This window comes from Glutamicibacter sp. AGC84, assembly GCF_053543575.1.
In genome coordinates, this window is the sequence record NZ_JBLVOC010000005.1 from 414,958 (window position 1) to 438,136 (window position 23,179).

15 protein-coding genes, 2 tRNA genes and 1 pseudogene are annotated in these 23,179 nt (G+C 59.0%); 10 read left to right on the forward strand and 8 right to left on the reverse strand.

Features of this window, described 5'->3' with window-relative positions; all coding sequences use genetic code 11:
- Nucleotides 1-54: 54 nt before the first annotated feature.
- From ACNPN0_RS03825 to ACNPN0_RS03845, 5 genes are all read right to left on the reverse strand, one after another.
- The gene (locus tag ACNPN0_RS03825; protein WP_105657508.1) at nucleotides 55-903 is read right to left on the reverse strand and encodes a MetQ/NlpA family ABC transporter substrate-binding protein; all 849 of its coding nucleotides are present in this window, start codon (nucleotides 901-903) and stop codon (nucleotides 55-57) included.
- Nucleotides 904-1,006: 103 nt separating this feature from the next.
- A complete protein-coding gene (locus tag ACNPN0_RS03830; RefSeq protein WP_105657507.1) occupies nucleotides 1,007-1,672 on the reverse strand; it encodes a methionine ABC transporter permease in 666 nt (221 codons plus the stop codon).
- Nucleotides 1,673-1,675: 3 nt separating this feature from the next.
- Nucleotides 1,676-2,242: an NIL domain-containing protein gene (locus ACNPN0_RS03835; protein WP_448938843.1), complete on the reverse strand. Its 567-nt coding sequence runs from the start codon at nucleotides 2,240-2,242 to the stop codon at nucleotides 1,676-1,678.
- A complete protein-coding gene (locus ACNPN0_RS03840) occupies nucleotides 2,175-2,669 on the reverse strand; it encodes a methionine ABC transporter ATP-binding protein (protein ID WP_448938844.1) in 495 nt (164 codons plus the stop codon). The genes ACNPN0_RS03835 and ACNPN0_RS03840 overlap by 68 nt, the downstream gene beginning before the upstream one ends.
- A 246-nt stretch (nucleotides 2,670-2,915) precedes the next feature.
- On the reverse strand, nucleotides 2,916-3,599 hold the full coding sequence (locus ACNPN0_RS03845) for a 3'-5' exonuclease (RefSeq protein WP_105657505.1): 684 nt from the start codon (nucleotides 3,597-3,599) through the stop codon (nucleotides 2,916-2,918).
- A gap of 88 nt (nucleotides 3,600-3,687) precedes the next feature.
- On the opposite strand from ACNPN0_RS03845, the gene ACNPN0_RS03850 reads away from it, so the two are divergent.
- The 3 genes from ACNPN0_RS03850 to ACNPN0_RS03860 are packed head-to-tail and all read left to right on the forward strand — an operon-like array spanning nucleotide 3,688 to nucleotide 10,600.
- Complete coding sequence (locus ACNPN0_RS03850; protein ID WP_166650728.1) at nucleotides 3,688-4,077, forward strand: MGMT family protein; 390 nt, start codon at nucleotides 3,688-3,690, stop codon at nucleotides 4,075-4,077.
- Complete coding sequence (locus tag ACNPN0_RS03855) at nucleotides 4,074-7,286, forward strand: ATP-dependent helicase (RefSeq protein ID WP_133833705.1); 3,213 nt, start codon at nucleotides 4,074-4,076, stop codon at nucleotides 7,284-7,286. Before ACNPN0_RS03850 ends, ACNPN0_RS03855 begins: the two co-directional genes overlap by 4 nt.
- A complete protein-coding gene (locus ACNPN0_RS03860) occupies nucleotides 7,283-10,600 on the forward strand; it encodes an ATP-dependent helicase (protein ID WP_105661508.1) in 3,318 nt (1,105 codons plus the stop codon). The genes ACNPN0_RS03855 and ACNPN0_RS03860 overlap by 4 nt, the downstream gene beginning before the upstream one ends.
- A gap of 23 nt (nucleotides 10,601-10,623) precedes the next feature.
- On the opposite strand, the gene ACNPN0_RS03865 is transcribed toward ACNPN0_RS03860, so the two are convergent.
- Entirely contained in the window at nucleotides 10,624-11,934 is a 1,311-nt protein-coding gene (locus ACNPN0_RS03865) for a phosphotransferase (protein ID WP_448937694.1), read from the reverse strand.
- 259 nt (nucleotides 11,935-12,193) lie between these two features.
- Here ACNPN0_RS03865 and nudC point away from each other — a divergent pair, with 259 nt between their 5' ends.
- The 3 genes from nudC to ACNPN0_RS03880 all read left to right on the forward strand — a co-directional run bounded on the left by nudC (nucleotide 12,194) and on the right by ACNPN0_RS03880 (nucleotide 15,889).
- Nucleotides 12,194-13,030 carry an NAD(+) diphosphatase gene (gene nudC, locus ACNPN0_RS03870; protein ID WP_448937695.1) on the forward strand — a complete coding sequence of 279 codons (837 nt, stop codon included), beginning with the start codon at nucleotides 12,194-12,196 and terminating at the stop codon, nucleotides 13,028-13,030.
- The gene (locus tag ACNPN0_RS03875) at nucleotides 13,027-15,150 is read left to right on the forward strand and encodes an ATP-dependent DNA helicase UvrD2 (protein WP_448937696.1); all 2,124 of its coding nucleotides are present in this window, start codon (nucleotides 13,027-13,029) and stop codon (nucleotides 15,148-15,150) included. The genes nudC and ACNPN0_RS03875 overlap by 4 nt, the downstream gene beginning before the upstream one ends.
- Nucleotides 15,151-15,277: 127 nt before the next feature.
- Nucleotides 15,278-15,889: a M48 family metallopeptidase gene (locus ACNPN0_RS03880; protein WP_400342173.1), complete on the forward strand. Its 612-nt coding sequence runs from the start codon at nucleotides 15,278-15,280 to the stop codon at nucleotides 15,887-15,889.
- Between the two features lie 61 nt (nucleotides 15,890-15,950).
- Here ACNPN0_RS03880 and ACNPN0_RS03885 read toward each other — a convergent pair whose 3' ends face one another.
- Nucleotides 15,951-17,378 (reverse strand): zinc-dependent metalloprotease, encoded by a 1,428-nt coding sequence (locus ACNPN0_RS03885; RefSeq protein ID WP_400342174.1) that lies wholly within the window; start codon nucleotides 17,376-17,378, stop codon nucleotides 15,951-15,953.
- A gap of 256 nt (nucleotides 17,379-17,634) precedes the next feature.
- Here ACNPN0_RS03885 and ACNPN0_RS03890 point away from each other — a divergent pair, with 256 nt between their 5' ends.
- The 4 genes from ACNPN0_RS03890 to ACNPN0_RS03905 all read left to right on the forward strand — a co-directional run bounded on the left by ACNPN0_RS03890 (nucleotide 17,635) and on the right by ACNPN0_RS03905 (nucleotide 22,590).
- Nucleotides 17,635-18,675 carry a YlbL family protein gene (locus ACNPN0_RS03890; RefSeq protein WP_448937697.1) on the forward strand — a complete coding sequence of 347 codons (1,041 nt, stop codon included), beginning with the start codon at nucleotides 17,635-17,637 and terminating at the stop codon, nucleotides 18,673-18,675.
- A gap of 130 nt (nucleotides 18,676-18,805) precedes the next feature.
- The gene (locus ACNPN0_RS03895) at nucleotides 18,806-21,841 is read left to right on the forward strand and encodes a UPF0182 family membrane protein (protein WP_400342176.1); all 3,036 of its coding nucleotides are present in this window, start codon (nucleotides 18,806-18,808) and stop codon (nucleotides 21,839-21,841) included.
- 62 nt (nucleotides 21,842-21,903) lie between these two features.
- A tRNA-Met gene (locus ACNPN0_RS03900) sits at nucleotides 21,904-21,977 on the forward strand.
- Nucleotides 21,978-22,516: 539 nt separating this feature from the next.
- A tRNA-Met gene (locus ACNPN0_RS03905) sits at nucleotides 22,517-22,590 on the forward strand.
- 217 nt (nucleotides 22,591-22,807) lie between these two features.
- Here the strand turns inward: ACNPN0_RS03905 and ACNPN0_RS03910 are convergent.
- Nucleotides 22,808-23,179 (reverse strand): annotated as a pseudogene (locus tag ACNPN0_RS03910) (IS256-like element ISAar5 family transposase); the annotation flags it as partial.

Genomic DNA, 23,179 nt, shown 5'->3' on the forward strand with positions numbered 1-23,179 from the left:
ACTCGGGCAGTCAAGGTTCAAGCGTTCGGGAATGCCCCGTGGCTGGAAACCGGATTAGAAAGCGGCGATAACGCTGCCGTCGGTCCAGGTCTTCTCGATGTAATCGCGGACCTCATCGGAGTGCAACAGCTCTTCGAGCTTCGCAACAGCCGGGGTCTCTTCGCCGTCGCGCCAGGTCAGGAAGTTGGCGTTGGGGTTGTTCGCGCCCGACTCCTGGGCAAGCATCTCTGCTTTGTCCAGCTTGGCCTGGACGATGTAGTTGCCGTTGATGACCGCCAAGCCGATGGAATCATCGGACTTGTAGTACTGGACGACCTGCTCGGCGTTGGCGTCAGTGATTTCGAGGTTCAGCGGGTTCTTGTCCGCGTTGCCGTTGACGGTCAGCAGGGAATCATCATCGCTGAGGTTCTGCAGCAGCCCTGCTTCTTCCAGGACGCGCATGCCGCGGATCTGATTCACCGGGTCGTTGTTCAGCAGTACCTTGGTGCCTTCTGCGACGTCCTTGGCGTCCTTGAACTTCTTCGAGAAGACGGTCATTGGCTCCACATGAACGCCAGCGCCGTGCGCGAACTCGTAGCCCTTTTCCTTCATCTCGGTAGCCAGGTAGGCCTCGGTCTGGAAGTAGTTGGCATCCAGCGAGCCGTCGGCAAGTCCGGTGTTCGGGGTGACGTAGTCATCGATCTCCATGACTTCCAAGTCGATGCCGGCTTCCTTCGCCAAGTTCTCATCGATGAAGTTCAGGATGTCTGCCTGTGGGACCGGGCTGGCGCCTACCTTGATAACCGTAGGGTTTGCCGGATCCAGGGTCGCTGCAGCATCAGCAGTTGGTTCGCTGCTGCCGCAAGCAGTCAGGGCGAATGCGGTGGCAACACCGGTGATGGCGAGTGCGAGTTTCTTGCGCATAACTTGTCTTTCCTTAGGTAGAGCCGTGAGGCACGATGCGAGTGGATTTGCCGTGTCCTCAGCGGTTCCACGGCTCCGCCGGATAGACCGGCGGAAGTTTTGACTAGCGGTGATCGACCTTGCGGGCGATCGCATCACCGATGACCTGCACCAGCTGGACCATGATCACGATAATCACGATGGTCGCAAGCATGATGGGCATGTTGTAGCGGACGTAGCCGTAGTTGTAGGCCAGACGACCCAAACCGCCACCGCCTACCAAGCCAGCCATCGCGGAGTAGCCGATCAAGGTCACCAGAGTGGTGGTGACGGCCGAAATGATGCCGGGCATGGCTTCAGGCACCAGGACCTTGCGAATGGTTTGCAGCTTGGTGGAACCCATCACCAGCGCGGCATCGACCTTGCCAGCGGAAACATCGCGCAAGGCGGTTTCCACCAGGCGGGCGAAAAATGGGACCGTGCCGATGGTCAAAGAGACCGAGGCAGCGATCGGGCCCAGCGCGGTGCCGATGAGCATCGCGGCGAACGGAATCAGGGCGACCATTAAGATGGCGAACGGGACGGAACGGGTGATGTTCACGATCACCGTGGAGAGAATCGCGTTTAGCCAGCGGACCGGCGCCAGTCCGCCTTTGCCAGTGACATGCAGCAAGATACCCAGCAGCAGTCCGATGATCACGGTGATCACACCTGAGATCAAGACCATCTGCAGGGTTTCGACGGTCGCTTGGCCTACGGCCTTGAGTACGGTGGGGGTGAAGAAATCCATTGCTTACTTGGCTCCCTTCACGGTTACGGCGATGCCGGTGGACTTCAGGTGGTTCACGATTGCATCCAGATCCGCGTCGGGAGCCAGCTGCAGGCGCAAGTGCGCGTACTGCTGGTTGCCAAGCTGCTCGACCGAACCAGCCAAGACATTGACATCGGTATTGAACAAGCGGGCAATGGAAGAGATGACAGGCTGGGTCGCCTGGCCGCCGGTGTAGAGCAGGTCCAGGATCGGTCCTTCGCCCTCGATGCGTGGTGCGTCGCCCGGAAGCGGGAGCAACGTGGAAGCCAAAGTGCCTTCGGCGTTGGTGATGACCTGTTCGATATTGCCGTGCTCCACGATCTTGCCGCCTTCCAGCAGCGAAACGGAATCGCAGGCTTGCTTCACGACGTGCATTTCGTGGGTAATGATCAGCACGGTGATGTTCAACCGATCGCGCAGCTTCTTGACCAAATCGAGGATTTCATCGGTGGTCTTCGGATCCAAGGCACTGGTCGGCTCATCACAGAGCAGGACATCCGGATCGGTGGGCCAGCGCCCGGGCGATACCAACGCGCTGGCGCTGGCCACCGGAAAGCTGGGATGGGTACCCTTTGGCGAACCTGGTCAGGCCCACGAGCTCCAGGAGTTCAGCGACCTTGGCATCAATTTCGGCTTTGGGCATGCCACCAAGCTCCAGCGGGTATGCCACATTCTGCTCGGTGGTGCGCGAGTCGAAGAGGTTCGCGTGCTGGAAAACCATGCCAATTCGACGTCGCGCATTCCGTAACTCGTCGGTGCTGACGTTGGTCAGCTCCTTGCCGTTAACGGCAACGGTTCCGGATGTGGGCTGGTCGAGCAAGGTCAAGCAACGGACGAGAGTGGATTTACCCGCTCCGGAATGTCCGACGATGCCATGAATTTTCCCGGTAGGGACTTCAAGGCTGACACCATCAAGGGCAACAACATCCTTGCCGTCTTGCTGGTAGACCTTGCGCAGGTCACTGACTGTGATCACTAGGCGTGTTCCTTCAGATTCTCAAAGGGTGTAGAGAGTACCCTCCATTGAATCATCATCGAACAAAATCGCCCGAATCAAGGGGAAATTACAGTCAAGATTCTTAGTATGAGGCCTTAATGGGGGAGCCTTCGAATATAATTTGTTGATTTGTGACAGAAAATGAACGATTGGCTTCCGCATGGTGGTCGCGAGGCCTGTTGACCCCATGTGAAACGGGGCACAAGAAGCTGATTATTTCAATCTTTACGACTCGGTGATAGGCCAAGCGCCGTCGACAACAGCTTCAGGCTTCGTCTTGCGCAAGTATTTCTGGAAACTTTCTGCCTGTTCTTTCGCCCAACCGATCTGCCAGCCGTGCAGCACCATCGGATCTACTTGCAACTGCGGATAGCGTTCGCCCAGCTGGCGAGCGACCTCGACGCAGGCAACTGCATCGGCCAACGAGGTGTGCGCATTTTCGAGGACTACACCGTAGAACTCGCAAGCCGCCGCAAGGGTGCGCTTCCCCTTGCGGAACTTGTCAACCTGCTTGTCGATGATGAACGGATCGATCACATTGCCCGGGAAAAACGGCTCAAGGTCGTAGCGAACGGCTTCGCTGTAGAGCACTGAGAAATCGTACGAAGCATTAAAAGCAACGATTGGCGCTTGCTCCGAGGCGAACTTCAGCAAATTCAAGATCTCCTGAACGGACTGTTTCGCCGGGGCACCGTCGGCGCGGGCTTTCTCGGTGGAGATTCCGTGAACTGCGGCCGCGGCCTCTGGAATCTCGACCCCGGGGTTTACCAGCCACTCGCGGTTGTTCACCACTTTGCCATCGGCATCCAGCAAGACAACCGATGCCGTAACGATGCGTGCAGTATTGGTATCAACACCAGTGGTTTCCAAATCAAAGCCAATTGCCAGGCCCTTGTGCCATTCAGTCATGGATATAACGCTACAGCCAAGGCGGGACAGGACGGCCCTGCGAATTGCGTGTTGTGGAGTCCTGCAAGCTAATTGGCAGAATAGGGCTATGACATCTGACGCAGCCGAAAAGCCCCTGGACTATTCAGAGGCGGTGCATCGCCTCGCAGCACTCGTCCCGGCAGGGGCGGTGCTCAGCTACAAGGACGTGGCAGAACTTCTCGGAAGCGGGGGAGCACGCCAAACGGGCAAGGCGATGGCAAGCGCGCCGGAAGGGACACCATGGTGGCGGATTATCCGCTCCAACGGTTCCATGGCCGATGCGCTTGCCGAAGCAGCAGAACGGCACTGGATCGCAGAAGAACTGGCAGCACCTGGCCGTCACGTGAACATGAATAGATACCGCTGGAACCCCAACGACTGGGCGTGGGAAAAAATTGACGCGCTGCGTACGGCGCTGGGCAACCCCAAAATGTCCGAGATGGATGATCAACTATGAGTATGGAAGAGACCCGAAGCCAGCCCCGCGAAGAAGCCACCTCGGTCCTTGGCCACTTGCATTCGGTGGAAAGCCCGGTCCTGGTCACTGGGGCTCCGGGTACCGGCAAGACCCATCTGCTCATCGACACCGCGGTGGCGCACCTTGACGCCGGGCTCGATCCGCAGGCCCTCTTGATCATCGGGCCAACTCGACTGACCGCTGCCTCGATCCGTGATGAGCTCAGCCGCCGAGCAGAACGGACTTTCACCGAACCGGTGGTTCGCACCTGGTCGGCTTATGCCTTCGACTTGATCCGCCGTGCCCGCGTTGAAGGACTCTTGCCCCAGCTCGAACGCATTCCCCGCTTGCTCTCCGGTCCGGAACAGGACACCCTCATCGGCCACCTGCTGGAAGGCCATGCCGAAGGCCTCACCGAAGGACCGCAGTGGCCAAGCGAACTGGCGCTGGCAGTAGGGACTCGCGGCTTCCGCAAGGAAATCCGCGAGTTCTTCGACCGTGTTTCAGAGCTGGGATTGGAACCTGCAGACATCGCTGACCTCGGCCAGCAAGCCAACCGCCCCGAATGGCACGCTGCTGCGCTGTTCTACCAGGAATACCGCGACCTGCTGGACTTGGGCAGCGCCGAAGCCTTCGACCCGGCAGGGCTGATTACCCGGGCGGCACAAATTCTGGAAGACAATGAAGCGTTCCTGCACGCAGAACAGGACCGGTTGGCCCTGATCCTCGTGGATGACCTGCAAGAAGCCACCCTGTCGCAGCACCGCCTCCTGGCTCTGCTCGGCAAGGACCGCGCCATGGTCGCTTTCGCTGCACCCGACAGCGTAGTTCAGGGATTCCGCGGTGCCCGCACCGATGAATTGCATCGTTTCGCACAGAATTACGCGAGTGCTGGCGAAGCGACCTGCCTCGAACTGACCCACGGCTATCGAATGTCTGGACAGATCACCGAGGCATGGAAACGGATCGTCAGCCGCGTGCCGCTGGCTGCAGGCTTGCGCGGACGAGCTATTGAGCCGTTGAACGTGCCGGAACACGAACTGTGCCAGGCACTGGTATTCGAGAATTCCACCTTGGAAGAACGTTTCATTGCCCAGCGGATAGTGCATCTGAACCTCTACGAGAACCGCAGCCTCGCTGAAATTGCGATTGTGGTGCGCAACGGTTCACAGGTGCGCTCCTTCAGCCGTTTTCTTGAAGGCCAGGGAATCGGCGTGCAGGTGCCGCCGGCCGAAATTCCATTGAAGGATGAAGGTGCGGTCCGTCCGCTGCTTGACCTGTTGAACTTGGCGTTCAGCGATTCTGTCACCGATGACCCGCTCCTGATGCAGAACCTGCTGCTGTCGCGTTATGGGATGAGCACTGCCTTGGAAATCCGCCGGATCCGCCAGCTCTTGCGCCAGCAGGAAGCCGCAGCCGGCGGACGCCGCTCCAGCCAGGAGTTGCTTGAATCCTGCCTGCGTGAACCGGCAATGGCCGAGAAATTGGGCAAGCCGGGTTACGGATTGAACCGGCTGCTGAAGATGTACTCCGCGCTGCAAGACGAACTGGCCAGCGGAACCGCTACACCGGAAACAGCGCTCTGGGTGATGTGGGAGGCCTCGGGCCGGGCAAAGGCCTGGCGCGAAGAGGCCCTGGGCACCGGCACTGCCGCCCGCCGCGCAGATCATGACCTGGATGCTGTCCTGTCGCTTTTCCAAGCCGCAGAACGTTTTGTGGATCAGCTTCCCGGCGCCAGCGTCCAGCAGTTCATCGAGCACATCTTGCAGCAGGAATTGCCCATGGACTCCTTGGCAACCCGTGCTGCCGGTGGGCAAACCGTCACGGTTCTCACTACCGCTGCCGCTGCCGGAAAGCAATGGCCAGTGGTCTTTATCCCCGGGCTGCAAGAAGGCTCCTGGCCCAACCTCCGGCTCCGTGGCGAGCTGCTCGGTTCCAATGCGCTCGCCGACGCCGCGGAGCATGGCATTGAATTCCTGGCCACCCGAACGCCAACGCATCTGGTACGCCAAATCCGCAACGACGAATTGCGCAGCTTCAGCAATGCCGTCTCCCGTGCTGGAGACCAGCTGATTTGCACGGCGGTCGATAACGAAGACAGCCAGCCTTCCTCTTTCCTGGATCTGGTCGAGCCACCGGGGCCAGAAGGCAGGGAACCAACCGCGGTTCCGCGCATCCGTTCGCTTCCAACCTTGGTGGCAGAGCTGCGCAGCACCGCCGAGAGAGCCAGGGCCGCCGGCCTTGGGGCAGCGCCAGCGCCGGACGATGTGGAAGCAGCTAACCTGTACCAGGACGCCACCCACGTGCTTGGACGCCTGGCTCAGGCAGAGCGCCCGGTGCGAGGAGCGCATCCAAGTTCCTGGTGGGGGTTGCGCGAACTGACTACCCATGAACCGGTTATCCCGGAAGACCAGCCTCGGCGGGTGTCACCGTCGAAGGTGGAAACCCTGGTGAAATCGCCGCTGAACTGGTTTGTGCAAAGCGCTGGTGGAACCGCTGCCCGCGATTTCGCGGCCTCCTTGGGTACGCTGATCCACTCCATCGCCGAAGAGCATCCCGATGCAAGCGGAAGCGAATACCAGCAGATCCTGGAGCAACGCTGGCCAGAGCTGGAAAAACTGGAGAACTGGGAAGGTCAAAGGGACTTCGACCGTGCCAATAGCATGCTCAAGAAGTTCGCCGCCTACTGCGTCACCATGCGCCAAGAAGGACGCGAACTGGTGGCTCGCGAGATGCCGTTCCAGATCGAGGTCCCGGCCCCTGACGGCACGCATATCCAGCTTCGCGGAATTATCGACCGCGTCGAAGCTGACGCCAACGGCAAGGTGAGGGTCGTTGACCTGAAAACCGGTTCCACTGCGCCATCCAAGGACGCAACCTTGGAACACCCGCAGCTAGGCGTCTACCAAACCGCAATCCAGCTCGGCGCGTTGCAAGATCACGAGGAAACTGCAGGACTCCCGGATGAGCCAGCCGGCGCATCCTTGGTCTACGTCGGTACCAGCACCAAGGGCGCCTCGGTCCGTGAACAACCATCAATTGGTGAAGGGGACTGGGCCCGCGCGCTCATCTTCGAAGCTGCCTCGCTGATGGGAAACAGTGAATTCATCACCCGGCACGTTTCGGGAGCCGCAGGGATCCTCGGCAACTGCACGCTGCCTGAAATCTGCCCTTTGTGCGCCCAAGGACGACAGGTCACCGAACCATGAGCAATATCAGATTCACTCCAGAAGAACTCTCCGCAGCCCTGGGCGAGCAGTTTCCGCCCACCGCGCAGCAGGCTGAGATAGTCGCTGCGCCATTGGAACCGATGCTGGTCATCGCCGGCGCCGGCTCGGGCAAGACCAAAACCATGGCGGATAAAGTCGTCTGGCTGGTAGCCAACCAGCTGGTCCGGCCGGAAGAGATTCTCGGGGTGACCTTTACCCGCAAGGCAGCGGGAGAGCTTTCCGTGCGTATCCGTGCCAAGATCGCGCAGCTTGTGGCCACCGGTCTGCTCAGCCCAGAAGAAACCCGGGACTTCCTTGACCCTGCGGTATCCACCTACCACTCCTACGCCAACACCCTGGTCCAAGACCATGGGCTGCGGCTTGGCCTTGAAGAAGACAGTGCCTTGTTGGGCGCGGCCCAATCATGGCAGGTGGCCCACTCGGTGCTGGAAAGATACACCGGCAACTACGAGCACCTGAACAGTGCCACCAGCACACTGATTGATGCCATCGTTTCCTTCAGTTCGGAAGCATCCGAGCACTTGGTCACCGCACCTGAGGCCCATCAGTGGATTGATGACCTGGTGGCACGCCTGCGCACCTTGCCGATGGACGCAGAGAAGCCCAAGAAAACTACCCAAGCAGCCCTCAAGCTCATCGACAAGCTGGCTTCACGTGCCACCATCGCTGAGTTGGCTGAAGAGTACGCCCGGGAAAAGAAGCGCCTCGGGGTGATGGACTACGGCGACTTGGTGGCCCACGCAGCGCGTATCGCCCAGGAGGTGCCGGCAGCTGCGCTCGCCGAACGGGCTAGCCACAAGGTGGTGCTGCTGGATGAATTCCAGGACACCTCGCACGCGCAGATGGTGCTCTTCTCTCAACTCTATGGCGAAGGCCATCCGGTCACCGCGGTGGGTGACCCTAACCAATCCATCTACGGATTCCGCGGGGCTAGTGCCGGTCAGCTGTTCCGATTCCCAGAAGTCTTCCCGATTGTTCGGGACACAGGCCGGGACGTCGCCCACGTGAAGCACCTGACCATCGCATGGCGCAATACCGTCAACGTGCTCGCGGCAGCGAATAGCATCACTGCCGGCGGGCCGCAGCATCAAGGCCCGGTCTCGGTCAAGCCCTTGGATTCCTCGGCGCATGCCAAGCCAGGTCGTGTGGTGCTCAACCGTTGCGCAACGGTTCGCGACGAGGCAGACGCCATAGCCGACATGATTGTTGCCGAGAATAGGGCATCTTCCGAGCCGAAGACCAGTGCGGTGCTCTCGCGAAATCGTACCCAGTTGAGCATCATGGGCGAGGTGCTCGCTGAGCGGGGCATCAAATACCAGCTCGTGGGACTATCCGGATTGCTGAGCACCCCTGAGCTCACCGACCTGGTCTCGTACCTGCACGTGCTGGTTGACCCGCTGCGCTCCGACAAGCTCATGCGCTTATTGGCTGGAGCGCGCTGGCGGCTGGGTGCCGCAGACCTGATGGCCTTCGCCGATTGGTCCCGCCAGCTGGAACGGCGGCGAGCCCGCGGGCTGCAGCCAGACCCGGCAGAAAGCGAAGAGGCGCAGAGCCCCGAAGAAGCAGTGACCGAGGCGGCCCGCGCCGAACTCAATGATGCGGCCAGCCTCGTCGAAGCACTGGACTTCCTGCCCAGGGAAGGGTGGACCAGCAATGACGGCAGGACCATTAGCGCAGCGGGCTACGAGCGCTTGGCGGCCCTGCGCGATGAACTCGCCGGCCTGCGGCTGCTGGCCAATGACGACCTTGAAACGCTGATTCGCGAGACCGAACGCGCCATGAACCTGGACATCGAGGTGGCTGCCCGTCCGTGGATATCTCGAGACAAGGCGCGAGCCAACCTCGATGCCTTCGCCGATGTGGTACGCGAATACTGCCGCAATGCGCCACGCGTTGAACTGTCCGGCTTCTTGATGTGGCTGGAACAGGCCGCCGAAAAGGAAAAGGGACTACCGCTGCCAAGCGAAGATGCTGACCCCGCGGCAGTCCAATTGCTGACGGTTCACGCGTCCAAGGGATTGGAATGGGACATCGTGGCGGTGATGACCTTGAACGACGGGGTGTTCCCGGGTTCCAAATCCGACCGGTGGACCAGCGGTGACAAAGCGCTGCCCTGGGAAATCCGTGGCGACGCCCGCGACCTGCCCCAATGGGACACCGAACAGCCGGCCTTGAAGGAACTGCTGGAAGCCGAATCGGTCTTCAAGGACCAGGTAGAGGACCACCACATTGCCGAAGAGCGTCGCCTGGCCTATGTTGCGGTGACCCGCGCCAAGTCATTGCTGATTTGCAGTAGCAGCGTCTGGACGAGCACCCGTACCAAGCCAACCGAGCCATCAGAATTCTTCACCTGTTTGCTTCCGCTGGCCGAAGGCGAGGAACCCCAGGCGGAGATCGGGGTCTGGGTGAAGGACGAAGAAGCGCCGGAACAAAACCCGAGCACTTTGACGCCCCTTGAAGCGCTGTGGCCGTACGATCCATTGGAAGGCCCCGTCGTCACGGGGGGAGTGCAAAAGACTCCATACCCGTATTCACGGCGCAATGTCATTGCGGAAGTGGCGAAGGATCTCGAATCCGTTCCAACAGATCATGAGCCGCTGACCAGCTTCGGGAGGCAGTGGGCTGAAGAAGCCGAGAAACTTCTAGGCCAGCGCGAGTTCTTGGCTGGCCGTGAGCGCAGCATCGAGGCACCAGAGCATGTGCGTGCTTCATTGTTTGTCGAGCTGGCCGAGGACCCGGTTGGGGTACTGGAAAACCTTCGACGCCCGGTGCCGCGTCGACCGGGGCTCGCTGCACGGCGCGGTACCGCGTTCCATGCCTGGATTGAAGAGTTCTACGAGAAGACGTCAATGCTTGATCTGGGAGACCTGCAGGATCCGGCAGATGGCTATCTTGATGAGGCGCTGGACCTTGAATCCATGAAGGAAGCGTTCCTATGCAGCGAATGGTCCAAGCTGCAGCCGGCCTATGTCGAGGTTCCATTGGAGACCCGTGTGGGTCCGGTGGCTGTGCGTGGCCGCATTGATGCCGTCTTCCGGATGGACGACGGTACGTGGCTGATGCTGGACTGGAAAACCGGTCGAGTTCCTAGCGGCAAGGATTTGAAGAGCAAGCTGGTCCAGCTCGCGGTGTATCGTCTGGGCTGGTCACGCCTGCACGGAATCCCGCTGGAGGAGATCAAGGCCGCCTTCTACTATGTGGCGGCGGGCATTACGATCCACGCGGAGTATCTCTCCGATGAACAAGAACTGGAACAGATGATCAGCAGCGCGTTTGAACAGCTCGAAGGCTAGCCGCTCAGGACGCTGGGAAGTCTTTACTTCCCGGCGTCCTCAACAGGCTTGTTGTTCTCTTCAGCAGGCTCAGCCGTGCTGATTGGCTGTGCGGCAGCTGACTCGGCTTCCGCTGCATCACTATCGTGTTCGGCGGCTTTGGAGGCGGGTTCTTCCTCCGCAGGTGCACTGTTCTTGGCATCAGCCTGAACAGCATCAGATTTTGGCTGGTCACCAGACTTCTCTGGAGCGGCCGGGACCTTGGACGCTGTGTTTTGGGGCGACGCGGAGTTCGGCGATTCCGCAGCCAGGGGAGTGACCTTGTCGGTGTTAATGCTTGGCGCGGCGACGGCGGCCGGCTTTTCCGGAGCCTTCTGGGCCGGCGCTTCTGGCTGGGGAGCCAAAGGGCGCGGAGCTTCCACGACCGACAATGGCTGGCCACCGTACTCCGCAATGTTCTGGTCCAATTCGCGTAGCATCTCTTCGGCCTCGGCGATGCGCTCGTAGTCCTTGGAATCCAAAGACTTCACCAGCCACTGCGCCAGCGCGAATTCGGCGGCCAGCGCGGCGCGACGCATGATGTGCGGATCCGCAGCCTTGCCACGGGCTTCGACATAGGCGGTGAAAACGCGCTCGCTGAAGCTCTGGTCTTCTATGGCCGAAAGCCAAGCGAAGTCATCGGCGGGATCACCGACGTGCAAATCTGTCCAGCCCTTGACTGCAGTGATGCTGGAATGGGAAATCTGCAGCTGCTCTTCATCGAAGTCGCCGTGAACTACGGCAGCGTTGAAACGCCACAGCGCCACGTCCTCCATGGCGTGTTCCCAACGGCGCAGCAAACCGCTTGGCACCTTGCCCGTAGCCGCGGCGGTATCCAGTTCGTTGAGTTTGCGCTGGCGAATCTCGTCGGCAGTGTAGGTCGGCAGGCCTGCCACTTCAACAGCTTCATCTGGGATCTGGTGGATGGCAGCCATGCACTGGCCCAGCGACTTGGCCAGGTTGCTGCCCACATCAACCAATTCATCGAGGGTCGGAACGTGTCCGGGCATATCCTTGTAGACAAAGGTGCGCAGTGGGCCCTGGCGCACGGTACCGGCTACGGCAGGCAAGGAAAACGGCAGTGAAGCGCGGACCTTGGCGGAGAAAGCACGCAAGGCAGAAAGCTCTGCTTCCAGACGCATGCTTGCCTCGTCATGCCGAGGTGAACGAACGCGCCAGCGATGCTTGAGTGCGTCGACGATCAATGCTGAATCAAAATCTTCTGCATCGTCGGACAACGCCGCGAAGCCTACCGGAGTCAATCCGGGGACGGCGGCGGTGGCAATTGCGGCGAGTTCCATGGCAGTGCGTTTCACAAGTTCCACCGTATGCGAGATTCCCTTTTCTATCGTTGAATGACGCACGGAATATGGCGGGATTCACCGGCAACATTCAGAGTTGCGACGAATCTCATTGATCAACAGCTATCCACATTGAGCAAGCATCAAGATTCTCGAGCGCTACGTGCATTAGGTTAGAGGTATGGCTCTGGCAGAAACTTATCGAACCCCACTTACCGGACTTCACTTCGGACAGTCTCTGATTGAGCGCCCACTGACCGAAAAGCAAGACCCGATGCTTTTGCCTGGCCTATTTAAGCAGCGCAGCACCAAGGTGCTGCTGATCAGTGGTGGTGGCGCGGCAACTATCGGCTCTGATCTCTTCTTTCTCAACGGCACTGACTACCTCGCAAAAGACTCCGAGCGCCAGGTGTACCTGGGGCGTGCATCAGGCACGGAATACGTCCTGGCTCTCGTTGATGCCGAGGACTATGCCTCCAGCGGCATCGAGCGCTGGACGACGCTACGTGAAGGCTTCAACCTGCTCAATGAACTGCATGCAGAACTCTTCGTTGAAGCGCAGGCGATCGCCAATTGGATCCGTTCAGAGAAATTCTGCCCACGCTGCGGTTCACCCGTTAGGGCTGCCACCTTCGGGTGGGGCCAGCGTTGCGTGAACAATGACCACGAGCTTTTTCCACGTACCGACCCGGCAATCATTGCCTCGGTGATCGACAGCCAAGATCGATTGCTGCTCGGATCCAACGCCACCTTCAAGCACCGGATGTACTCGGTGCTTGCAGGATTCGTCGAAGCAGGGGAGTCCCTGGAGTCTGCTGTGCGCCGCGAGATCTTTGAAGAATCCGGTGTGCGTATTGGAGAGGTCGCCTACCGCGGTTCCCAGCCCTGGCCAATGCCGCGATCGCTGATGCTCGGTTTCGCTGCTGAAGCCTTGAGCGAAGAGCTGGTTCCGGATGGTGCAGAAATCATGGACCTTCGCTGGTTCACACGAGCCGAACTGCGTGAAGCTCTGGAATCAGGAACAATAGATATACCGCGCGGAGTCTCGATAGCCCACGCATTGATCCGTACCTGGTACGGCAAACCCCTTCCGGAGGCCCTGAGCAAGTGACCGAATACGACAATCCGCCAGCAGACAATTTGCTAGCGGGACTGGATGCTGAACAGCGGCAAGCAGCTGAAACCCTCAGCGGTCCACTGTGTATTCTGGCGGGCGCAGGAACCGGAAAGACCAGAGCAATTACCCACCGGATCGCCCACGGCGTGCATACTGGCATCTACAACCCGACCAGTGTTCTCGCGCTGACTTTCACCACGCGTGCAGCTGCGGAGATGCGTACCCGCTTGCGTCAGCTCGGCGCACCCGGCGTGCAGACGCGTACCTTCCACGCAGCTGCCTTGCGCCAGCTGCAGTACTTCTGGCCGCAGGCCGTTGGCGGAACCCTGCCGAACTTGGTAGAACACAAGGCCCCGCTCATTGCGGAGGCGGCGCGTCGCCTGCGCATTTCCAGCGACCGCGCCATGGTCCGTGATCTGGCTGCGGAAATCGAATGGGCCAAGGTCTCCATGCATACCCCGGAAAGCTACGCCAAGGTTGCGTCTACCCGAGAACTGCCCAACGGTCTCGAAGCAGTGAGCATGGCCCGCATCTTCCAAACCTACGAAGAGCTCAAAGATGACCGCGGAGTTATCGACTTTGAAGACGTACTGCTGCTGACCATTGCAATTCTTGAAGACAATGAAAAAGTCGCAGCCAGTGTACGCCAGCAGTACCGCCACTTCGTCGTCGACGAGTACCAGGACGTTTCGCCGTTGCAGCAACGGCTCCTGGATCTCTGGCTTGGCCAGCGCAACGAACTGTGCGTGGTGGGCGATGCCTCCCAGACCATCTATTCTTTCACCGGTGCACGCCCAGACTTCTTGCTGAACTTCGGCACACGGTTTCCGGAAGCAAAGGTCGTGAAGCTGGTACGCGATTACCGCTCCACTCCTGAAGTCGTGAACCTGGCGAATAAGGTGCTTGCTAGTCGGCGCATTGAATCCCAAGTCCCTGACCGTAACGTGACCTGGCCCGAACCACTGGAACTCATCGCGCAACGCGATCACGGTCCGGCCCCTGAATTCTTTGAAGCGACGGATGACGAAAATGAAGCCGAGGAAGTCGCCCAGCGCATCAAGCAGCTGCTCAAAAACGGCCAGGACATCTCCGAGATTGCCATTTTGTACCGCACTAACGGGCAGTCCCAGGCTTTTGAGCAAGCACTGACGGCGTATTCCATCCCCTACGTAATGCGTGGTGCCGAGCGGTTCTTCTCCCGTCGTGAAGTCAAGGAAGGGATGCTGGCCTTGCGGGCCGGCTTGAGCGTCGCCGCAGATACTCCGGTTGCGCAGATGGTGCGCGATGTGCTTTCTTCGCACGGCTACTCGGTGAATGCCCCGAGCGGCGGCACTGGTGCGGTGCGCCAGCGTTGGGAATCGATGTCGGCACTGGTTCGCCTGGCCGACGAAGTCGTTGCGCTCAAAAAAGAACAAGACATTGATGCCACATTGCACGATGTGGTCAAGGAATTGGAAGACCGCGCAGCGATCCAGCACGCGCCAACTCTGGATGGCGTCACCTTGGCATCATTCCATGCTGCAAAGGGGTTGGAATGGGATGCCGTATTCCTGGTTGGATTGAACGAAGGCCTGGTCCCGATCTCCTATGCCAAGGACCAGGCGGGCTTTGATGAAGAACGGCGATTGCTCTACGTGGGGATTACCCGCGCGCGGAAGCACCTGTACCTGTCCTGGTCGTTGGCAAGGACCCCGGGCGGACGTGCGCACCGTTACCCATCGCGATTCCTCGATGGGATTAAATCGGTACGCCAAGCCAGCAGCAGGCAGCAGACCACCTACCGCAAACGCGAACAGAAAATCACGCCCGCAGTCTGCATGACCTGTGGATCCTTCTTGACCAGTGCGAAAGAGCGGAAGCTCAAGCGTTGCGCCTCGTGCCCTGCTGCCTATGATGAAGCGTTGTTTGAGACTTTGCGTGAATGGCGATCAGAAATTGCCCAATCCAATTCGGTCCCCGCGTTCGTGATATTCACCGATGCAACCCTCATGTCCATCGCGGAGCACCAGCCGGATTCAATCCAGGGATTGTCGAAGATTCCAGGGGTGGGACTTAGCAAGCTTGAACGATATGGCGAGGCGGTACTTGCGGTCGTTGGAGAGCGCCGAGCATAGGGTTCTCCACAAGTTGGCGAATTGGTCCGAAGCTGTTCAGGCTGGGACGTAGCTTAGAGAGATGACGTAGTGAGCGGTCGGGAAGATCCGCGGCCACTGCCATAGATGAGGAAAGAGGGGCAATGCAATGCCAGCTTTTCCAAACTCCGTCGACTTCGTAGCGCCGGATGAGATTCCAGTGCGGGTTCTGCGCTCGGCCAAGCGCAAGAAGACCATTTCCTCCCAGTGGCGCGATAACCGGCTGATTATCCAAGTCCCTGCAGCGCTGGACGAAAAAACGGAACGCGCTTTCGTTGATGAGATGATCTCGAAGTATCGCAAGGGACGCCAAGCGCGTACCGCGGGTCATACCGATGATGCGCTGGAGCGCCGAGCGGCATCTCTTGACCAGCAGTACTTCGCCGGCGAAGCCGCGCCGCAATCCGTGCGTTGGGTAGCCAACCAGAATAAGCGTTGGGGTTCGGCTTCATATCGGCAGCGCAGCATCCGCTTATCGGTCACGTTGCAGCATATGCCCAGCTGGGTGCAAGACTATGTTCTAGTCCATGAACTGGCGCATCTGGTGGCCCCGCGGGCCGGCCACGGACCTAGGTTCCAGGCTTTGCTGAACCGGTTCGAACGCCGAGCGCAGGCGGATATTTTCTTGGAGGCATTCCACGCAGGCTACAACGCTCACGCCAAGGAATTGGGCCGGACCCAGGATGAACTTTCGGGTTTCGGCCATGACGAGGAACAGTAGTTCAATGCAAGAAGGAGGGATGTGCACTCGTGCACATCCCTCCTTCGAGGTTTCGATCTAATCAGCTCTTCGGATCCTCTGGATTCCCTGAGCCGTCATCGCCTTCGGCTTCGGGTTCAGCGTTGTCGAAGCCGCCGTCCAGAAGCTTACCCAGTGCTGCGTCGAAGTCGTCGAACTCGGTCGCGGCAACTTCACGGCGATGCGTGAAGCCCTTGGGATCGGTGAGGTCTTCCGCAGTAGGCATCAGATCTGGGTGATCCCATACGGCATCACGGCCCTCGATACCACGTTCGTCGTACAAGTGCTCCCACAGGGCAGCCGCTTCGCGCAGCTTGCGTGGGCGCAATTCAAGTCCCACCAGAGATGCGAAGGCAGTCTCAGCTGGGCCACCGGAAGCGCGGCGGCGACGCATCGTCTCGCGCAGGTGACCAGCAAATGGAAGGTTCTGAGCGGCCAAGGAGACCACATGATCAACCCAGCCCTCGATCAATGCCAACGTCAGTTCTAGGTTTTCTAGAGCCTTCTCCTGAGCGGGGGTGCGCTGCGGGGTGAACAATCCTTCACCCAACATCGATTGCAGCGCTTCGGGGTTGGACGGATCGATACCGCGTACTGCTTCTTCAATGCGCGACATGTCGATATGGATGCCCCGAGCATAGGATTCCACGGCACCAATCAACTTGGAGCTTAGCCAAGGGACCCGGTTGAACAATCGTGCGTGAGCGTTCTCCCGCAGAATCACATACAGCAGGACTTCCTGCTCAGGGATTTCAAGGCCATCGCCGAACTTGCTGACGTTGGCCGCGATAATGCCTGGAGTGGTTCCTGCCAAAGGCAGGCCGATGTCGGTGCCGCCAAGCACATCGGTTGCCAAACCGCCCAGCGCAGTGCCCAGCTGCATGCCGAACATGCTGGCTCCGAGATTGCGGAACATGCCATCGGAGTTGCCGAGCATGCCCTTCATCTCTTCGGGAATCTGTTCCTTCATCGCGGTGGTGATTGCGCTAGCTACCGACTCGGCGACAGGTTCGGTGACCTGCTTCCAGGTGGCCAAGGTCTTGTCATACCATCGTTTACGGGTCCATGCCTCGGTTGAGTGGCCGTTCGACTCGAACACCGTAGCGTTGTTCAGCCACAGCTCAGAAAGGTTTGAAGCATCGCTGATGGCTTTGCTGCGCGCCTCCGATACCGCCGGATCATCGCTGGCGTATGCCTGCAAAGCGGTGTCGGATGCAAGCTTCCAGTTCACCGGACCGGAAGAGGCGTTATTGCTCATCATCGCGGACATCATGGCCTGGGCCTGCTGCATCATTTTCTGCATCGCAGCCGGATCGCCTTGAGCACCAAGGGCATCACGAAGCTGCGGCGGAAGGTCATTCGGGTCGAATCCGCCACCGAAGAGCTGACCAAACATTGCAGACAATGGGTCCTGCGGATTGTTCTCGTCGTCATCGCCGTTAGGGCGGTTATTCGGGGGGTTCTGTGCCATGCCTTTAAAACTACCGCGAGCAGCTGGTAGTTCCCATGAATCTGGGCTTCAGTTCGCTTTCGGCACATCGAATACGCCTTGATGCTGATGCTTTTAAACCCAGGGCTTCAGTAGGCTAAGGGTGGGGATGTCTGCAAGGGCGGATCCGCGTATTTTTTGACAGTTGGCGGGAGCAGGATCAGTGCACGTACAGGAACCACAAGACTCGACTTTGGAGCCAGGCGATTCCAGCCGCACTCCGCGAGGTTCCAAAACCATGAAACGCACCAGCTCCGGCATCGTTGCGCTGCTGCTGATTGGCGTCATGATGTTTCTCCCCACGAATTTCATGATCCGGTCGCCTGGCCCAGTGTTCAACACTCTTGGCGAGGACAACGGGCACGACGTGGTCTCCATCAAAGGAGCCCCGTCGTACCCTTCGGAGAGCGTCTTGGATCTGTTGACCATTTACGTCCAGGGTGGCGGGCAGAACCGAATCACCATACCTGTCGTACTTGAAGCATTGGTCAATCCGGCCAAGGATCTAGTTCCTGAAGAAACCATCATTTCTCGTGGTGTCTCTTCAGAAGAGAAGAATGAACAAAATGATTTCATGATGACTTCATCGCAGGACTTGGCTGTGGCAGCGGCTTTGGCCGAGCTGGATCAGGGCTTTACCGAGTGGCTTACGGTCGCTGAGTTCTCCACCGGCACGAATGAAAAAGTGCTTGAGCCCAAGGATCGCCTTCTGAAATTCGAAGGAGAGAAGATCACTTCGCTGGAACAGCTGAAGGAAGAACTGAATTCCCGCGGTGCAGAACCAGCAATCTTGACCGTTGGCAGACCAGATAAGCATGGCGTCTACAGCGACGTAGATGTCACTGTGAACACCAAGGAAGCCGAGAATGGCGAACGCCAGTTGGGTGTCTTCCTGGGCAACGAATACGAGTTCCCTATCGATGTGAGCTTCGGGTTGGAAAATGTTGGCGGTCCCAGCGCCGGCATGATGTTTGCCTTGGCGATCATTGACCGCCTGACGGAAGGCTCATTGGCGGGAGACCACCACATCGCAGGTACCGGTGAGATTTCAGCCGATGGCAAGGTCGGTCCAATCGGTGGAATCGCCCAGAAGATGGTGGCGGCGAAGAATGCCGGAGCAACCGTCTTCTTGGCCCCAGCCGACAACTGCGCTGAAGCCATAGGGCGTATTCCTGCCGGACTGGATGTCATCAAGGTTGCAACCCTGTCAGAAGCTCGCCAGGCATTGGAGAAGATCGCCGCAGGTGAAGACCCGGCGACTTTCACGACATGCGAATAGATTTAGCCGGGCATCAAGGGAAGAATGTGATGCAAGGAAACCAGTCTCGTACACAACGCCCGTACAAGAATTAGGTACACGAGTTCTCTTGTTGGGAACAACGGGAAGAACCCAAAGTAAGGAATAGATAGTGTCTTTTGGATCGGATAGTCCGTTCGGGGGTCCGCCGCGGCCCCAAGAACCACAACGACCTTCCAACCCTTCGGGCAAGAAAGCCTCGCCGCTGACCCTGACCATCTTCGCGGTGGTCATTCTCGTCGCAGTCTTCGTTTTCTTGTCGAATTTCTACGCTGATATCCTCTGGTTCAACCAGCTGGGTTTCTCCGAGGTCTACTGGACTGAGCGGATCTCCAAATTAGTGATCTTCCTGATCGCTTTGGTGCTGATGGCGGTTCCAATGTGGTTCTCGATGCGCAGTGCCTACAAGCACCGCCCTGTCTATGCGCCAAACTCGACCCGACCTGATTCCATGTCGCGCTACCAGGCCCAGCTGGAACCAGTCCGCCGATTCCTGATGGTTGGCATTCCATTGGTGATCGGCATTTTCGCTGCCGTTGCCGTGGCCGGACAGTGGCAGACCATCTTGCTGTTCTTCAACCAGGTCGGTTTCGGTAGCACTGACCCCCAGTTCAACATGGATCTGGGCTTCTTCGTTTTCTCCCTTCCATTCATCGCACTGGTCAACGGCTTCCTGATCTCGGTCGTGCTGCTCAGCGGCGTGGCTGGTCTGCTGACCCACTACCTCTACGGCGGAATCCGCGTTGAAGAGCGTGGCGGCATAACCGTTGGCAAGGCCGCTCGGGTGCACACCGCAGTTGTTGTCGGAGTCTTCTTGATCTTCCAGGCTGTGAACTTCTGGATCGGCCAGTACGAGACCCTCACCGACCAGTCCGGCCGTGTCGCCGGTGCACTGTACAAGGATGTCCACGCTGTCATCCCTGCACAGATGATTCTGGCCATTGTGGCAGTCCTTATCGCCATCACCTTCGTGATTGCGGCAATCAACGGTCGCTGGCGTTTGCCATTGATCGGCACCGCCATGCTGGTAGCAACGATGATCGTTGCCAGCGGCGTCTACCCGTTCCTGATCCAGCAGTACAAGGTGGTCCCTTCCCAAAGGGCGTTGGAGAGCGACTATATTGAGCGCAACATCGAAATGACGCGCTTGGCTTTCGGTCTCGACGATGTCGAAGTTACTGACTACGATGCGAAGATCTCGACTGAGAAGAATGCGCTGGCCGAGGAAACCTCAACCACCGCGAATATCCGCCTGCTGGATCCAAACCTGGTTTCGGCTGCTTTCGCGCAGCTGCAGCAGTTCCGCGGCTACTACACCTTCGCCGAGACCCTTAACGTCGACCGTTACGAGATCGACGGCAAGGTGGAAGATACCGTTATTGCCGCCCGTGAAGTGAACGTGGACCCAACCGACACGTGGGTGAACCAGCACATCAACTACACCCATGGCTACGGCCTGGTGGCTGCCTATGGTAACCGCGTGGCTGCCGGTGGTCGTCCGGACTTCATGCTCGGTGGCATCCCGACCTCCGGTGATTTGATTACCGACGAGGATTACGAGCCGCGGATCTACTTCGGTGAGAATTCTCCGTCCTACTCCATTGTCGGCGGGCCGGATGAGGGATGGACCGACCAGGAACTTGACCGTCCAGGTACCGGTGGCGAGAACCAAGACACCCGCTATACCTTCCAGGGCGATGGCGGTCCGAACGTTGGCAACATGTTCAACCGCTTGGTCTACGCACTGAAGTTCGCCTCCACTGACCTCTTGCTCTCACAGAACGTCAATAGCGAATCGCAGATCCTCTACGATCGTGATCCTCGCGATCGCGTGAGCAAGGTTGCTCCGTACCTGACGCTGGATTCCCAGGCGTACCCTGCCATCATTGATGGCCGCGTGCAGTGGATCATCGATGGCTACACCACCTCCAACGACTTCCCGTATTCGCAGCAGCAGCAATTGGACTCGGCAGTGACCGACTCGCTGACTAATGCGCAGGACCTGTCTTTGACCGGCCGCGTGAACTACCTGCGCAACTCGGTGAAGGCCACCGTCGACGCCTATGACGGAACGGTCAAGCTTTACGCCTGGGACACCGAAGACCCGATCCTGCAGTCCTGGCAGAAGGTCTTCCCTACGGCATTGAACCCGTTGGATGACATGTCGGCTGAGTTGATGGAGCACGTACGTTACCCTGAGGACATGTTCAAGGTGCAGCGCGAAGTGCTAACCACCTACCACGTGGACAACCCGGACGCGTTCTACGAGTCCAACGACGCGTGGGCTGTGCCGGATGATCCGACCTCATCCGCCGCTGGCGTGAAGCAGCCGCCATACTTCATGTCCTTGAAGATGCCGACCCAGGATGAAGCGTCGTTCTCGCTGACCTCGACATTTATCCCTGCGGCCGCGGCCAATGGCCAGCAGCGCAACGTGCTCTTCGGCTTCCTTTCGGCCAACGCCGATGCCGGCTCCGAACCCGGAGCGAAGGCCGAAGACTACGGCAAGCTGCGCCTGCTCGAGCTGCCACGAGATACTGCGGTACCTGGCCCAGGCCAAGCGCAGCAGAACTTCGATACCAACACTCGAGTGACCACTGAACTGAACCTGCTGCGTCAGGGTGCTTCGGAGGTCAAGAACGGCAACCTGCTGTCGCTGCCAGTTGGCGGCGGTATCCTCTACGTCCAGCCGGTCTACGTTCAGTCCTCGGGCCAGACCAGCTACCCGACCTTGCGTAAGGTTCTGGTTTCCTTCGGCGACAAGGTTGGCTTCGCCGATACCTTGGCAGAAGCGCTGGATGAGGTCTTCGGCGGTGAGTCCGGTGCAGTGACCGGTGAGACCGAAGGCGTTACGCCAGCGGAGGATCCAAAGGACGAGAATGAACCGGCCAAGACTGATACCCAGAAGCTCTCCGAGGCTCTGGCTGACGCGAATGAAGCCATCAAGAATGGCCAGGAGGCGCTGGCCAAGGGTGACTTCGGAGCCTACGGTGAATCGCAGAAGCAGTTGGAGGATGCCTTGACTCGTGCGATGGACGCAGATGCGGCCATCAATGGCACCGAGGTTGAAGGGGATGTGAAACTGGACGACGGACAGAATCCGGACGCAACCCAATCGCCAGCACCCCAGGACGGTGCTGAAGGCTAAGCAGCAGCACCAGCAGCCCGATTTGCTTTCACTCCGCGATGATGCAAGAATTGTCTAGTCATCGCGGGGTGGAGCAGTTCGGTAGCTCGCCGGGCTCATAACCCGGAGGTCGCAAGTTCAAATCTTGCCCCCGCCACGAATGGCAAAATGGAGATCCTAAAGGGTCTCCATTTTGCGTTAAGCTGCAAGCTGCCAGTTTCCAGATCAGTACCCGTGGATTGATGCGGGAAGTACGGTCAACCCATGTACGGGAAAGGGCGCGGTCGCGAAAGGCAAGTTTCCCGATGCCAACCGTCAAGGACGCTGGCTCATTCTTCTCGCAGGCAGCCCAAGCGGTCGCGGGCATATGTTTAAGTTAGGGCCGAAGGCCAACGCAGTTCCGGGTCGATCGCAGGACCCCGGGGGACTGGAACGCCCGAATCCTGCCCTCTGAGCGGGCTAGGGTGATCGCAGCAGACTCTCAGGCACCTTGTGGCGACGGGCTACCCGCCGGAGTGTGCAATCATGCGGCGGAAGACCCTGGGGTCTTTGAAACCCGGGTAACGCCGGGCCGAGGCATCTGGATATAACCAGAGGATAATTCGGATCAGGTCGGACATTTAGGCGTAGTGCGATTAAGGACACTCTTTTCGATTCGCTATTGAGTTCATCAGTTGGTAATGTTGTATTTACCGACGCGGGGTGGAGCAGTTCGGTAGCTCGCCGGGCTCATAACCCGGAGGTCAGAGGTTCAAATCCTCTCCCCGCCACGAAAGTGGAAACGGAGATCCGGAAGGGTCTCCGTTTTTGGTTTAACCGGATTTCTCAGGCCTGCGCCAATGGGCGACCGTGGCGTTTATTTTTATTCAAGCTCGCCGGATGGGTCTGAAAAGCTTTCCCTTCATCCGGGGAGAGCCTGGGGCTATAGGCAATAAAGTGTGTCTGACCCGGGCGTGTTCCCGGGCCAGACAACCTTAAAACCCGGCTCTAGTAGATATTCCTCATCCACCCACTGCGAATGAATTGCCCATCCTCAGTGCTGGCGCCAGTGCCATAAAGCTCCGGGCCGATTGGTGCTTCATCAACCATGTGCTGCGCCCTCTTCTTCGCTTCGGGAGTGTAATGCTCCGGGCGCAACAGTGTCCGCAAGGCCGGGCGGTTCCCTTCATCCGCATGCGTCCAGCAGAACCACTCGCACGCCCGCCGGCGATGCTCAATGGGCATCCCTCGGTGATAGAAAATCATGGCCCGGATGCCGGAGTTCACCGCACCTTCAATCATGTTCGTCGTCGCGTTGATCCCCAAGCCGTTCAGATCTGTATCCAGGTAGGTGAACAGGTGCCCGCGTCGCAGGGCGTT

Excerpts from the sequence above, each read along its gene's own strand:
- ACNPN0_RS03825 (WP_105657508.1), bottom strand. The coding sequence starts at position 903 with ATGCGCAAGAAACTCGCACTCGCCATCACCGGTGTTGCCACCGCATTC.
- ACNPN0_RS03830 (WP_105657507.1), bottom strand. The coding sequence starts at position 1,672 with ATGGATTTCTTCACCCCCACCGTACTCAAGGCCGTAGGCCAAGCGACC.
- ACNPN0_RS03845 (WP_105657505.1), bottom strand. The coding sequence starts at position 3,599 with ATGACTGAATGGCACAAGGGCCTGGCAATTGGCTTTGATTTGGAAACC.
- ACNPN0_RS03850 (WP_166650728.1), top strand. The coding sequence starts at position 3,688 with ATGACATCTGACGCAGCCGAAAAGCCCCTGGACTATTCAGAGGCGGTG.
- ACNPN0_RS03855 (WP_133833705.1), top strand. The coding sequence starts at position 4,074 with ATGAGTATGGAAGAGACCCGAAGCCAGCCCCGCGAAGAAGCCACCTCG.
- ACNPN0_RS03860 (WP_105661508.1), top strand. The coding sequence starts at position 7,283 with ATGAGCAATATCAGATTCACTCCAGAAGAACTCTCCGCAGCCCTGGGC.
- nudC (WP_448937695.1), top strand. The coding sequence starts at position 12,194 with ATGCTTTTGCCTGGCCTATTTAAGCAGCGCAGCACCAAGGTGCTGCTG.
- ACNPN0_RS03880 (WP_400342173.1), top strand. The coding sequence starts at position 15,278 with ATGCCAGCTTTTCCAAACTCCGTCGACTTCGTAGCGCCGGATGAGATT.
- ACNPN0_RS03885 (WP_400342174.1), bottom strand. The coding sequence starts at position 17,378 with ATGGCACAGAACCCCCCGAATAACCGCCCTAACGGCGATGACGACGAG.
- ACNPN0_RS03890 (WP_448937697.1), top strand. The coding sequence starts at position 17,635 with ATGAAACGCACCAGCTCCGGCATCGTTGCGCTGCTGCTGATTGGCGTC.